Below are 13,568 nucleotides of genomic sequence, written 5' to 3' on the forward strand. Positions count from 1 at the left end.
GCCCCGGTGCCGCCGGGCCTTCAAGAGTTGGCGGACGCCAGTGCCGAACCGGAAGAGCCCAAGGAAGAAACCAGCTTCCATACCTTGCTGCTGGAGCTGGACAGCATGGAGGAAGGGCTCAAGACCGACTTCGACGATTTGTTGCGTGATGGTGAGATGCCTGGGTTCGAGTCGGAGCAACCGCAAATCGAGCGAGATGTTGAAGCAACACAAGCAGAGCCTGAGCCAGAAGCGGACATCGAACCGGAGCCGGCGCTGGAAGACGACATTCTAGGCGTCGCCGAAGCCCGGGAAAAACTCCTGGCCGCCGTTGCCGCGCTTGAACCTCCGCAACCTGAACTCAGTGACGAAGAGGCCGAAGCCTTGGCACTGGCCGAAGCCATCGAAGCCGAGCGCCGCGAACTCGAAGATTGACCCTGATCCCGTAGGAGCCAAGCTTGCTGGCGAAGAGGCGAGCACATTCAATATTGATATGCCGGCCTCTTCGCCAGCAAGCTTGGCTCCTACGGGGAATCGGGGTGAGATTCACCGGTCGGCGGAAAAGCAAATAATCTGGTCTCCATCAGCTAGTCTCTGATGCGCTAACGCCCGCATGCGCGTATGATTCGCGACCCTTTGGCGAGCGCTTCGCCCAAAGACACAGATTTACATCCCTTTAGGACGCTCAATTCAGAGCATTCTGAACAGACCACACCGGGAGGTGCCCAGATGAGTATCAACGACCAGCAAGACGACCAGCCAATCGGCCCAGCAGGCGAAAAACTGCAGAAAGTCCTCGCCCGCATCGGCGTCGGCTCGCGCCGCGATGTGGAAGCCTGGATCAGCCAGGGCCGGATCAAGGTCAATGGCAAAGACGCCACCCTTGGCCTGCGCGTCGACCTGCATGACGCCATTACCATCGATGGCAAGGTGATCAAGCGCGAAGAGGCCGCCGAGTCGGTCCGCCGCGTGATCATGTACAACAAGCCCGATGGCGAAATTTGCACCCGTGACGACCCGGAAGGCCGTCCGACCGTGTTCGACAAGCTGCCACGTCCGAAAGAAGGGCGCTGGATCAACATCGGCCGCCTGGACATCAACACCACCGGATTGCTGATGTTCACCACCGACGGTGAACTGGCCAACCGCCTGATGCACCCGTCCTACGAAATGGACCGCGAATACGCCGTGCGTGTGCGCGGCGAAGTCGATGACGAGATGATCGAGCGCCTGAAGGCGGGCGTCGTGCTCGAAGACGGGCCGGCACGCTTCACCGATATCCAGCAGGCGCCGGGTGGCGAAGGTTTCAACCACTGGTATCACTGCGTGGTGATGGAAGGCCGTAACCGTGAAGTGCGTCGTTTGTGGGAATCCCAGGGCCTGGTGGTCAGCCGCCTGAAGCGTGTGCGTTTCGGTCCGGTGTTCCTCAACTCCGATCTGCCGATGGGCCGCTGGCGCGAAATGAGCCAGTACGAAGTCGACATCCTCAGCGCCGAGGTTGGCCTGACGCCGGTGGCGATGCCGCAACTGAACGCCAAGAGCAAGGACAAGCTTGAGCGGATGCAGCGCAAATCGTCGCGGCCAATGGCCCGCACCGAGCGCGTGCGTACCCTGCGTCCGGCCATCGATGCACCGGCTGCCGGTCCGCGCCCGGCCCGCGAGCCGCAGATCGAAGGTGAGCGTCCAGCCCGTAAGCCGGCAGCGCGTCAGGATGGCGAGCGCGCACCACGCGCTCCGCGTCCGGCCAACGGTCGCACTGAACGCGGCGAGGGTCGTGGTGCTCCGGCGGGACGTGGTACACCGGTGGCGGACCGTCCGGCCGACACCAGGCGTCCGGCCAAGCCAGCGCCGAAAAAGCGTCCGGGCATCAGCCTGGTCGACGACGCGCCATCGGGCAAGCGTCGTGGCGGTCCGGCCGGTGCCGGGCAGCGTCCGGGGTTTGGGCGCCGCAAGCCGGAGTAAGGCAGCGGCAAGCTGCAAGCAACAATAAAAAACGCCAACCTTCGGGTTGGCGTTTTTTTTGCGCCGAGCTTGGGTTTTGAATCGTTTTTGAGGGCCTCTTCGCGGGCAAGCCTCGCTCCTACGGTGCGGAGACTGTAGGAGCGAGGCTTGCCCGCGAAAGCGTCAGTGGCAGCACTCTGCATTCCAAAATGGAAAACAGCCTTTACGCCCCGTAACGAAAACCTGACGAAATCCACGGATCTGCCCCGTGGAATCATCAGTCTCTGAACGCTGTAAGAAAAACCTTCCATTCGAACGCCCGAGTCCCCGATCCCCAGCGCTCTAGCCCGCTTGTTTCACCCTCTCAGTCACGGTGTCATGCGCGCCATGCCTGTCGTGCAGGTCGATAACAAAAAGGAGGCGCCATGAACGCCGCAATCCATTTCCAGTTCTCCACGCGGGCCGGTTTTTCCTTCGTCCCCGTCCATGGCCCGCAAAGGCCTGACTCATTTTTTGCTTCCGCTCGAGCTGCTCGTTGCGGACACAGGCAATCCCGGCAACCGACACACTGATCCAGTGGTGTCTGGCAGCAGGGGGTTGGCGGTGTACAATGCGCCGCGTTTTACCTGTGACCTCCTGCACAGACGTGCAAACCTCAAGGCTATCCGCCTTGTTCACTCCGCCGCGCCACAAGCGTGTCGGGTTCGATTTCGTCACAGATAAAAACAAACAGGTGACGCATGACCGTTGTAAATACGCTGAACTCCTGGTGCCTGCGCTGGGGTTTGATCGGTGCCGCTTAGTGTTTCTCCCAAACAACAACGTCTACCGAACATCATCAAACCTTGCGTGAGACCCTTTTCATGAGTGGACAAAACTCGCATTCGGGCGAGCTGAAACGCGGCCTGAAAAATCGCCACATTCAATTGATCGCCCTGGGTGGCGCCATTGGTACCGGATTGTTCCTCGGCTCGGCCGGGGTACTGAAATCCGCCGGACCGTCGATGATCCTCGGCTACGCCATCTGCGGCTTCATTGCCTTCATGATCATGCGCCAATTGGGCGAAATGATCGTCGAAGAGCCGGTAGCCGGTTCCTTCAGCCACTTCGCCCACAAATACTGGGGTGGTTTCGCCGGTTTTCTGTCGGGCTGGAACTGCTGGATCCTGTACATCCTGGTCGGCATGTCGGAACTGACTGCCGTCGGCAAATACATCCATTACTGGGCGCCGGACATCCCGACCTGGGCCACGGCTGCCGCTTTCTTCGTGCTGATCAACGCGATTAACCTGGCCAATGTCAAAGTCTTCGGCGAAGCCGAGTTCTGGTTCGCGATCATCAAGGTCGTGGCCATCGTCGGCATGATCGGCCTGGGCAGCTATCTGCTGGTCAGCGGCCACGGCGGCCCACAAGCCTCGGTCAGCAATCTCTGGTCCCATGGCGGGTTCTTCCCCAATGGCGTCAGCGGTCTGGTGATGGCCATGGCGATCATCATGTTCTCCTTCGGCGGCCTGGAAATGCTCGGTTTTACCGCAGCCGAAGCCGACAAGCCGAAAACCGTGATCCCGAAGGCGATCAACCAGGTGATCTACCGGATCCTGATTTTCTACATCGGTGCCCTGGTAGTTCTGCTGTCGTTGACACCTTGGGACAGTCTGCTGGCAACCTTGAACGCTTCGGGCGATGCCTACAGCGGCAGCCCGTTTGTCCAGGTGTTCTCGATGCTGGGCAGCAACACTGCCGCGCATATCCTCAACTTCGTGGTGCTGACCGCCGCATTGTCCGTGTACAACAGTGGCACCTACTGCAACGCCCGTATGTTGCTGGGCATGGCCGAGCAGGGCGATGCGCCCAAAGCGCTGGCGAAGATCGACAAGCGCGGCGTGCCGGTGCGTTCGATCCTGGCCTCGGCGGCGGTGACGCTGATCGCGGTGTTGCTCAACTACCTGATCCCGCAAAATGCGCTGGAACTGTTGATGTCGCTGGTGGTGGCCACTCTGGTGATCAACTGGGCGATGATCAGCTACTCGCACTTCAAGTTCCGCCAGCACCTGAACAAGACGCGGCAGGTGCCGCTGTTCAAGGCACTGTGGTACCCCTACGGCAATTTCATCTGCCTGGCGTTCGTGGTGTTCATTCTTGGCGTGATGCTGTTGATCCCGGGCATCCAGATCTCGGTGTACGCGATTCCGGTGTGGGTCGTGTTCATGTGGGTCTGCTACGGCATCAAGAACAAGCGCAGTGCGCAGCATGGCTTGCAGGCTGTCGGCTCCATCGCGAAGTAACACCTGACGTAGAAACAAAAAAACCGGCCATGTGCCGGTTTTTTTGTGGATCGTCGCTCGGGACGCGCATGCATTGTGTTGTGCAAGGCGTCTTATGGTGAGCTGGGCAAACGCCCGGGCTCAACCGACAGCAGGGACAGGAATGATCTCGGGTTCGTCAAACTTGGCGGCAAACATGCTGACCGCCTCGACGGCATCACTGGCTCCGCTGCGGATCTGCAGGATGACCGAACCTGCCTGGTCTGCCAGGGCGACGCCGCGTTGAGCACCTTCCTGGGTTGTGTTCATGCTGGTAACCGCGTCCCTGGTTTCGGACAGGATCATGTTGATCATTTCGCTGATCTCGGACGTCGAGCGGCTGGTACGTCCGGCCAGCTGCCGCACTTCATCGGCAACCACTGCGAATCCTCGGCCTTGATCGCCTGCCCGCGCCGCTTCGATAGCGGCATTGAGTGCAAGGAGATTGGTTTGGTCGGCAATGCCGCGAATGGTATTGACGATGGCGGTGATCTGTTCGGAGTGAGCACCCAATTGGCTGACCAGGCTTGCTGAAGCGCCAATATTGTCCGCGATCAGACGCATTTCCCTGGCCGTTTGCTGAATGACCTGGGCGCCGTATTCGGCGGCTTTCTCCGTTTCAGCGGAAATGTGATAGGCGCGGGATGCGCCACGAGATTCTTCCTCGATCCTTTCCACTCGTGCGGAGATGTCGCTGGCAAATTTGACGATCTTGCAGAGATTTCCTTCGGCATCGTAAACGGGGTTGTAAGTGGCCTCCAGCCAGACGACCCTGCCATGCTTGGCTATGCGCTTGTACTGCCCGCTAAAAAACTCGCCCGTGTTGAGACGGCGCCATGACTCGGTGTATTCACTGCTGTTGGCCAGGGCCGGCTCGCAAAACATTCGGTGTTGCTTGCCTTTCAAGTCAGTCAAGGTGTAGCCCATGGTTCTCAGGAAGTTATCGTTGGCGGTCAGGATATTGCCACCCAGATCAAATTCGATGACCGCCATGGCTCGATCAAGTGCGGCAAGTTTGCCGCGGATATCAGCTTCCTTGACTGTCTGCTCCGTAACGTCAAGCGCATATTTCACCACTTTGATTGCGCGCCCGGATTCGTCCAGAACCGGGTTGTAACTGGCCTCCAGCCAAACTGTCTGGCCGCGCCCGGTGATGCGTTGAAAGGTCCCGGAGACAAACTTGCCGGCTCGCAGTTGATCCCAGAATTCACCGTACTTCTTGTCAGACACCTGCGCGGGCGAGCAAAAGTTCTGATGTAGCTTTCCTGTCAGTTGTTCAGCACGGTAGCCCATGATCTTCAGGAAGTTTTCGTTGGCATCAAGGATTTTGCCATCCAGGCTGAACTCCGCCACTGCCATGGAGCGGTGTAATGCCGCGACCAGTCCTTTGTATCCCGCAACCTCGGCAGTTCTGGCTGCCAACTCTTTTTTAAGCGTTTTATTGAACATGAATTAACCTGATTAAAGGCATGATTAGTTTCAAGGAATCCATGATGTAAAGCCATCTATCGATACGCTGGTCGGGTTCAGGCCACGGTCAATGTATTTTCGGCGTTATCATCCTGGCGGTCTGCAGGCCAAGTATTGAGGTGGTTTTATCGGGGAGATTGCCTAGGGCATCAGATACGACTTTCAAATGGAGTGTCATATCTTTGAGGGAGGTCACGTATCTTTGTCCGGAACCTCAACGCGTATCGATTTTCGACTGGTCACGATCAATACATGCACTTCGATCACCGTCGGAAGGAGGGTGCCTGGCGTTTCTGCGAGCAGCATTCACCTTGCGCCTGCCTGAGCAGCGAGAAAACGCAATGTGAACAAGTTTGTTGGAGTCAGGTTTGAAACCAGCGTCTGGTCTTGCGTTTCCCGGTTGTCTCCTTTGTTGACTTGCTGGCGGTTTTCGCAATGCCTGATGGGTATGGATATATATCTGGAAATAGCGGTGGGAAATTCAATGTGCTGTGAGGAACTGAGGCGAAATTAACAGTGCGTTGTTTCATTTATTTACTTGAAGGTTATCGGATTTAATTGATTTTACCGTCATGTCAAGGAAGGGGTTTTCTTAAGATGTTGTAGGGGAATACTTATAATTAACCTGTCTCGTGTAGTAGTTGAATGGTTTTAAAGTGGGGGGAAGTCTGGACAAGACCTGCCGGAATCTGGAGTTCGCCCCTATCCAGACTGGGCGACTGAGGCTCAGTCTTGTCGCACCGTATGTCGCTGCTTGATTCCAGAACCGTCTGAACATGCACGATGTATAGTGAGGCGCTGAGCGGCCAAGTACCTGAATGCATCAGGTTCAAGGGTATCTTGGGTGGCAAGAGTCTCTGGAGTCGCGATGAGCGTGCAATGCTGAAGATTTCCAACAACGTGCATCTGCCCGATGCCGAAATCGAGTTGACTTATATCCGCGCACAGGGCGCCGGCGGCCAAAACGTCAACAAGGTTTCCAGTGCCGTGCACCTGCGCTTTGATATTCCGGCTTCGTCCTTGCCCGAGTTCTACAAGGAACGATTGCTGGCGCTGCGCGACAGTCGGATCACCGGCGAAGGGGTGTTGATCATCAAGGCCCAGCAATACCGGACCCAGGAGCAAAACCGTGCCGATGCGCTGGAGCGATTGACCGAGCTGATCCTCAGCGCCGTCAAGGTCGAGAAGAAGCGTCGCCCGACCAAGCCGACGCTGGGGTCGAAGACGCGGCGGCTCGAATCCAAGAGCAAGCGTGGCACCATCAAGGCAGGACGCGGCAAGGTCGATTACTGAAGCGCGTCGCGGGTCTCGCGCTGTTTCGGTGCCTGGCGGTACAGATAGAGGCTGAGCAGCAAACCGCTCAAGGCGGCAAGGGCGGCAAAAAGGAAGATCGAAGCGAAGCCGAACCCAGCAGCAATCGCACCGGCCAGTGGCCCGGTGATCCCCAGTGACAAGTCGATGAACAATGAATAGGCACCGACTGCCGCCCCCCGGCTGGAGGCGGGCACCAGATTGACCGCTTCCACGCCCAGCGCCGGGAACACCAGCGAGAAACCGAAGCCGCTCAATGCCGCGCCTGCCAGCGCCCAATGTGCGTCCGGTGCCAGCCACAAGAGCAGCAGGCCGAGGGTTTCCACTGACAGACAGGCAATCGCGACGCGAAAGCCGCCGAGGCGATTGATCAGGTTGCCGAACAACAGCCGAGCGCCGATGAAGCAAGCGCCGAACAGGCTGAGGCACAGCACCGCGTTATCCCAGTGCCGGGTGGCGTAGTACAAGGTGATGAAAGTGGCAATCGTGCCAAAGCCAATTGAACCCAGTGCCAGTCCGCACCCGTGGGGCAGCACTCGTCCAAGCACATGCATGAACGGCAGGCGTTCACCGGCCACGATCGGTGCAGCCGTTTTCGGCCAGGCCAGCAGCAGGCCAAGAACCGCCAGCAGCACAATGCTCACGCCCATGCTCCACAGGCCCAGCTTGTTGACCAGCAGTACACCCAGCGGTGCGCCGACGGCCAGCGCGCCATAACTGGCGATGCCATTCCAGGAGATGACCTTGGCGGTATTCGTCGCGCCGACCCGACCGATGCCCCAGCCAATCGAGCCTGAGCCCACCAGGCTTTCCGCACTGCCGAGCACCAGGCGACCGATCAACAGGCTGATAAGGCTCAACACCGGCAAGCTTTGCGTCCAGGCTGAAATCAGCATGAACACGCCACTCAGGCCGCAGCCAGCCAGGCCGTACATCACCGCCAGCTTGCTGCCCTTGTTATCGATGATTTTCCCTGCGGCCGGGCGACTGAGCAGGGTGGCGAGGTACTGCACGCTGATGACCAGCCCGGCGATGACCGCACCAAAACCCAGATCACTGTGGACATATCCCGGCAGCACGGCCAGGGGAATGCCGATATTGAGGTAGCCGATAAAGGTAAACAGAACGATGGAAACAACTTGCAGCGTGACCGCCAGGGGGCGCTGGTCTTGAGGCATGGGGATGGGTCCACGGAGAAGCAGAATTAGATAGGCTGCTTATGATAGCGGCGTCGGTGCCCGTGGATTGTGAAAAAGTAAAACTATTTGCCGGACGGATCCATCAGGACTTGGCCGGCGCCACGAGTTGCGTGGTGACCAGGGCCGCCAGCGCATTTTCTTCGCTACCGAATCGGGCGAGCAGGGCAGCTTGTTTCTCAGGAGAGAGGCGGCTCCAGATCTCGATCATTTTCTCGGTAGTGCCGATCAACAGCTCGGCTTGGCGTTCATCGAATTCTTCGGTCATGGCGATCGGATTCAGGCGGTGTGGAAAGCGCATGTTAGCGCTTTCCACACAGTCTGTACGGCGGGTGTTTCAGTCTTCGCTGTCAGTCTTTCGGCTGTCAGAGGCTTCTTTCGGCTCGGGCTTTTGGGCGCCGGCTTGTTGCGTGGTCGTCTGCTCAGGTACGTGCAGGCTTGGGAAGGGGAGATTCGGAATCTCGTGCATGGGTGCGCTCCTCGCTAAGTCTGTTGATAGATCTGGTAGATCCGCGCTTTCAAAAAAGCCTGGGCAGGATACAGCACGAGAAATGACAATCAGACTTTATATCCAATTGTTTCGACGGGCGGGGTTGTCTAGACAGGAATATGTCTATCGCGGGGAACCCCCCTGTAGGAGCGAGCCTGCTCGCGATCGCGGTGTGTCAGTCGACATTAAATCGGACTGAGGCACCGCTATCGCGAGCAGGCTCGCTCCCACATGGGGATAGGGCTTACTTGCAGACCTTGGCGATCGCCTCGGCCAGCAGGTCCAGGCGTGTGGCGTCGATCCCGGCAACGTTGGCACGGCCGGAGCTGACCATATAGACGCTATGGTGATCGCGCAGGTCTTTCACTTGCCCCGGTGTCAAACCGGTGTAGGAAAACATCCCGCGTTGCACGCCGATATGGGCGAAGCGTTCGCGTAAACCGTAGGGTTCCAAAGCTTCCAGCAGGCCGCTGCGCAGTTGCGCGATGCGCACGCGCATGGTGTCCACTTCGTCGCTCCAGAGGTTTTTCAGCTCTGGATCGCTGAGGATGGTTGCCACCACGGCGGCGCCATGGTCCGGTGGCGTGGACCACAGGTTGCGGGCGATGTTGGCCAGCTGACTGCGGATGTCCACCAGTTTCTCGGCGGTTTTTGCGCAAACAATCAAGGCGCCGGCACGGTCGCGGTACAGGCCGAAGTTCTTCGAGCAGGAGCTGGTGATCAGCATTTCCGGCAACTCGGCAGCGAACAACCGGGTCGACCAGGCGTCCTGTTCCAGACCGTCGCCGAAGCCCTGGTAGGCAAAATCGATCAGTGGCAGCAATTCACGCCGACGCACCACGTCCAGCACCCGGTGCCAGTCGTCATGGGACAGGTCGAAACCGGTCGGGTTGTGACAGCAGGCGTGCAGCAGCACCACATCGCCCTTGGGTGCCTGGTTCAGCACCGCGAGCATCGCGTCGACATCGAGGCGGTTGTCGCTGTCCACGTAGGGGTAGTGGCTGACCTTCACTCCCGCCGTGGCGAAAATGGTTTCGTGGATCGGCCAGGTCGGATTGCTCAACCACACACCACGTCCCGGCAGGCACTGGGCGATGAAGTCGGCGCTCAGGCGCAGCGCGCCGGTACCGCCGGGCGTCTGGGTGGCTCCGGCACGTTTTTCAGCAATCAGGCGCGAATCGGCGCCGAGCACCAGTTCGCTGATGGCTTTGCCGAATGCCGGTTCGCCATGACCGCCGATGTAGGTCTTAGTGGACTGGCGATCCACCAGTCGCGCTTCGGCCAGCTTCACCGATTGGAGAATCGGGGTCAGGCCCTGGGCGTCTTTGTAGACGCCCACGCCAAGGTCGAACTTGCGCGGGTTAGGGTCCTGCGCATAGGCCTCCATCAGGCCGAGGATCGGGTCGCCGGGCACCCGGCCGATGGTGTCGAAATGCATTACTTGCGGCCCTCGGCATCCTTGGCCACGTCGTCGGTGCGTGCGGCCATGATGAAGTCGTTGCGGTGCAGGCCCTTGATCGAGTGGCTCCACCAGGTAACGGTCACTTTGCCCCACTCGGTCAGCAGGCCAGGGTGATGGCCTTCGGCCTCGGAGATTTCACCGACGGCGTTAGTGAACGCCAGTGCGTGCTTGAAGTTTTTGAACAGGAAGACTTTTTCCAGCTGCATGATGCTGTCGCGAACTTCGATGTTCCAGTCTGGAATCTGCTTGATCAGAACCGGCAGTTCTTCGTCGCTGACCTGTGGGGCATCGGCGCGGCAGGCTTCGCAATGGGCTTGGTTCAATGTCGACATGATATGTACCTGAATTCTTATGGTTGGAAATCGGCTGCCAGCCTTGCCACGCTAATGTAAAGCATGGTTCGCCGACAGACTCACTTGATCGTAAAAGTCGCGGTTCAGGCGGCTTTTGGCGGAAATTTAGGTGCGTGCAACCCCATCTGCATCGCTTGCTTGACCATGCCCATGATGTCTTCGTGGGCCAGATCGAACAGACGCTTGAGGTTCGGCAAAACAAAGTACAGCGGCTGCAGGATGTCGATGCGATACGGCGTGCGCATGCATTCCAGCGGATCGAATGCCTGATGCTCGGGCTCGTTCGACAGGCAGTACACGGTCTCTTTGGGCGAAGACAGGATTCCGCCGCCGTAGATGCGTTGACCTTGTGGGGTGTCGAGCAGACCGAACTCGATCGTCATCCAGTACAGACGCGCCAGGTACACGCGTTCTTCCTTGGTCGCCTTCAGGCCGAGCTTGCCGTAGGTGTGGGTGAATTCGGCGAACCAGGGGTTGGTCAGCAGCGGGCAGTGGCCGAAAATCTCGTGGAAAATGTCCGGTTCCTGCAGGTAATCCAGTTCTTCGCGGGTGCGAATGAAGGTCGCTACCGGAAACTGCTTGCTGGCGAGCAATTCGAAAAAAGTCTGGAAGGGGATCAATGCCGGAACGCGGGCAACCTGCCAACCGGTGGTTTCGCCCAGGACTTTGTTGATTTCGCCCAGTTGCGGAATGCGGTCATGGGGCAGGCCGAGTTTTTCGATGCCGTCCAGGTATTCCTGGCACGCACGCCCTTCGATCACTTTCAGTTGGCGAGTGATCAGCGTATTCCACACCGCGTGTTCTTCGGCGGGGTAGTCGATAAAACCTTGCGCATCGGGCTCGCGAGCCACGTATTGCGTCTGCTTCATACAGCTCTCCTGCTAAGGGATTCATTCTTGTTATGTCCAGCCATGGACTTAGAAATACCCCATGGTTCGCGGTATTGCAGCCTGCCTACGCGGTTTCTCTGAGTGAAATGCCTCATTTTTCGTAAAGTATTCGTTACGCCATGGTTGCTGCTGCGCAGATGTTGAGATGGGCGGGTGGGAAAAGCCCTACAACTGTCACATAATCTTGACGACTAACTGAGCGCTAGCGCAGAAAAATCCTGCCGCAGACCTCCTCCATCCTAGTTCGGGCCTCTCTATGCGTATCAAAGTCCACTGCCAGAACCGCATCGGTATCCTGCGCGACATTCTCAATCTGCTGGTCGAGTACGGCATCAACGTCGCTCGTGGCGAGGTGGGCGGTGAACACGGCAACGCGATCTACCTGCACTGTCCGAATCTGATCAATATCCAGTTCCAGGCATTGCGTCCGAAATTCGAGGCGATTGCGGGGGTTTTCGGCGTCAAGCGAGTAGGGCTGATGCCCAGCGAGCGTCGGCACATGGAGCTCAATGCGCTGCTCGGCGCCCTGGAGTTTCCGGTGCTGTCGATCGACATGGGCGGCTCGATCGTGGCGGCCAACCGGGCGGCGGCGCAGTTGCTGGGCGTGCGCGTCGATGAAGTTCCGGGCATTCCGCTGTCGCGCTATGCCGAGGATTTCGATTTGCCGGAGCTGGTGCGCACCAACAAATCGCGGATCAACGGGTTGCGGGTCAAGGTCAAGGGTGATGTGTTTCTGGCTGACATCGCCCCTTTGCAATCGGAGCATGACGACAGTGAAGCCATGGCCGGTGCCGTGCTGACACTGCACCGCGCCGACCGTGTGGGCGAGCGTATCTATAACGTGCGCAAGCAGGAGTTGCGAGGCTTCGACAGCATCTTTCAAAGCTCGAAAGTGATGGCGGGCGTGGTGCGCGAAGCCCGGCGCATGGCACCGCTGGATGCACCGCTTTTGATCGAAGGGGAAACTGGCACCGGCAAGGAACTGCTGGCGCGCGCCTGCCATTTGGCCAGCCCGCGTGGGCAATCACCCTTGATGGCGCTCAACTGCGCAGGGTTGCCGGAGTCCATGGCAGAGACCGAACTGTTCGGCTACGGTCCCGGTGCATTCGAAGGGGCGCGGGCCGAGGGCAAGCTCGGCCTGTTGGAACTGACGGCGGGCGGTACGCTGTTTCTCGACGGTGTCGGCGAAATGAGCCCGCGTTTGCAGGTGAAATTGCTGCGCTTTCTGCAGGACGGTTGCTTCCGGCGTGTGGGCAGCGATGAAGAGGTCTACCTCGATGTGCGGGTGATCTGTGCGACTCAGGTCGATTTGTCCGAATTGTGCGCGCGCGGTGAGTTTCGCCAGGATCTGTACCATCGCTTGAACGTGCTGTCGCTGCACATTCCTCCTCTGCGCGAATGCCTTGACGGTTTGTCGCCGCTGGTGGAGCACTTCCTCGACCAGGCCAGCCGCCAGATCGGTTGCCCATTGCCCAAACTCGCCCCGGCAGCCATGGAGCGACTGAGTCATTACCACTGGCCGGGCAATGTCCGGCAATTGGAAAACGTATTGTTCCAGGCGGTTTCGCTGTGTGATGGCGGAACGGTCAAGGCGGAGCATATTCGTTTGCCGGACTATGGCGTGCGTCAGCCACTTGGCGATTTTTCGCTGGAGGGGGGGCTGGATGAGATTGTCGGGCGCTTTGAGAAGGCGGTGCTTGAGTGTTTGTACGCTGAGCATCCGAGCAGTCGGCAATTGGGTAAGCGCCTTGGTGTTTCGCATACCACCATTGCTAATAAGTTGCGTGAGTATGAGGTTGGCAAGTCTGAGTCGTAGCGAGTGATTGTCGGGTTTGTTTCGGTGTCGTTGTGGTGGGGGCTTTAGAGGTCACCTTCAAAAGTCTTTCGCGGATCTGGGGTGGGGGATATCCGTTGCTTCGGTCACGGCCACTGGCGGTTCCGCCCTGACGGCGGGTTACTTGGAAGAGCCCCAAGTAACCAAGGGCTCTTGCCCCTTTCGTTCGGCGTCTCGAGGGGGCAAGAAGGTCAAGATCAAGATCAAAAGCCAAAGTCAAAGCACAGCCATCGACCAGTCCTGTAGGAGCCAGGCTTGCCGGCGAAAGCGATCTCAGGTACGCCTTCGCCGGCAAGCCTGGCTCCTACAAGCTGTTCCCCGTCGGGAGAGCGCGTGGAG

General features: G+C 58.7%; 11 protein-coding genes and 1 pseudogene. 5 read left to right on the forward strand and 7 right to left on the reverse strand.

From position 1 onward, the window contains the following. From ACQKP2_RS29370 to ACQKP2_RS29380, 3 genes and pseudogenes are all read left to right on the forward strand, one after another. Nucleotides 1-414 (forward strand): annotated as a pseudogene (locus ACQKP2_RS29370) (SMC-Scp complex subunit ScpB); the annotation flags it as partial. 294 nt (nt 415-708) lie between these two features. Continuing rightward, nucleotides 709-1,941 (forward strand): 23S rRNA pseudouridine(2605) synthase RluB, encoded by a 1,233-nt coding sequence (gene rluB, locus ACQKP2_RS29375; protein ID WP_427581767.1) that lies wholly within the window; start codon nt 709-711, stop codon nt 1,939-1,941. 842 nt (nt 1,942-2,783) lie between these two features. Beyond that, the gene (locus ACQKP2_RS29380) at nt 2,784-4,205 is read left to right on the forward strand and encodes an amino acid permease (RefSeq protein ID WP_427581769.1); all 1,422 of its coding nucleotides are present in this window, start codon (nt 2,784-2,786) and stop codon (nt 4,203-4,205) included. 120 nt (nt 4,206-4,325) lie between these two features. On the opposite strand, the gene ACQKP2_RS29385 is transcribed toward ACQKP2_RS29380, so the two are convergent. Beyond that, on the reverse strand, nt 4,326-5,672 hold the full coding sequence (locus ACQKP2_RS29385; protein ID WP_427581771.1) for a methyl-accepting chemotaxis protein: 1,347 nt from the start codon (nt 5,670-5,672) through the stop codon (nt 4,326-4,328). 900 nt (nt 5,673-6,572) lie between these two features. On the opposite strand from ACQKP2_RS29385, the gene arfB reads away from it, so the two are divergent. Continuing rightward, nucleotides 6,573-6,986, forward strand: a complete 414-nt coding sequence (gene arfB, locus ACQKP2_RS29390) for an alternative ribosome rescue aminoacyl-tRNA hydrolase ArfB (RefSeq protein ID WP_427581773.1) — start codon at nt 6,573-6,575, stop codon at nt 6,984-6,986. On the opposite strand, the gene ACQKP2_RS29395 is transcribed toward arfB, so the two are convergent. From ACQKP2_RS29395 to phhA, 6 genes are all read right to left on the reverse strand, one after another. Next, nucleotides 6,980-8,182, reverse strand: coding sequence for an MFS transporter (locus tag ACQKP2_RS29395; RefSeq protein WP_427581775.1), 1,203 nt, complete (start codon nt 8,180-8,182; stop codon nt 6,980-6,982). The genes arfB and ACQKP2_RS29395 overlap by 7 nt on opposite strands. Before the next feature lie 103 nt (nt 8,183-8,285). Continuing rightward, nucleotides 8,286-8,468 (reverse strand): hypothetical protein, encoded by a 183-nt coding sequence (locus ACQKP2_RS29400; RefSeq protein ID WP_427581786.1) that lies wholly within the window; start codon nt 8,466-8,468, stop codon nt 8,286-8,288. A gap of 69 nt (nt 8,469-8,537) precedes the next feature. Next, a complete protein-coding gene (locus ACQKP2_RS29405) occupies nt 8,538-8,669 on the reverse strand; it encodes a hypothetical protein (protein WP_427581777.1) in 132 nt (43 codons plus the stop codon). Between the two features lie 265 nt (nt 8,670-8,934). Next, nucleotides 8,935-10,128: an amino acid aminotransferase gene (locus ACQKP2_RS29410; protein WP_427581779.1), complete on the reverse strand. Its 1,194-nt coding sequence runs from the start codon at nt 10,126-10,128 to the stop codon at nt 8,935-8,937. Next, on the reverse strand, nt 10,128-10,484 hold the full coding sequence (locus tag ACQKP2_RS29415) for a 4a-hydroxytetrahydrobiopterin dehydratase (RefSeq protein WP_427581781.1): 357 nt from the start codon (nt 10,482-10,484) through the stop codon (nt 10,128-10,130). Before ACQKP2_RS29415 ends, ACQKP2_RS29410 begins: the two co-directional genes overlap by 1 nt. 104 nt (nt 10,485-10,588) lie before the next feature. Further along, on the reverse strand, nt 10,589-11,374 hold the full coding sequence (phhA, locus tag ACQKP2_RS29420; protein ID WP_427581783.1) for a phenylalanine 4-monooxygenase: 786 nt from the start codon (nt 11,372-11,374) through the stop codon (nt 10,589-10,591). A gap of 277 nt (nt 11,375-11,651) precedes the next feature. Here phhA and ACQKP2_RS29425 point away from each other — a divergent pair, with 277 nt between their 5' ends. Then, on the forward strand, nt 11,652-13,211 hold the full coding sequence (locus tag ACQKP2_RS29425; RefSeq protein WP_427581785.1) for a sigma-54-dependent transcriptional regulator: 1,560 nt from the start codon (nt 11,652-11,654) through the stop codon (nt 13,209-13,211). Nucleotides 13,212-13,568: the final 357 nt, after the last annotated feature.

It is taken from the genome of Pseudomonas sp. NPDC089569 (assembly GCF_050280625.1).
Classification (GTDB): domain Bacteria; phylum Pseudomonadota; class Gammaproteobacteria; order Pseudomonadales; family Pseudomonadaceae; genus Aquipseudomonas.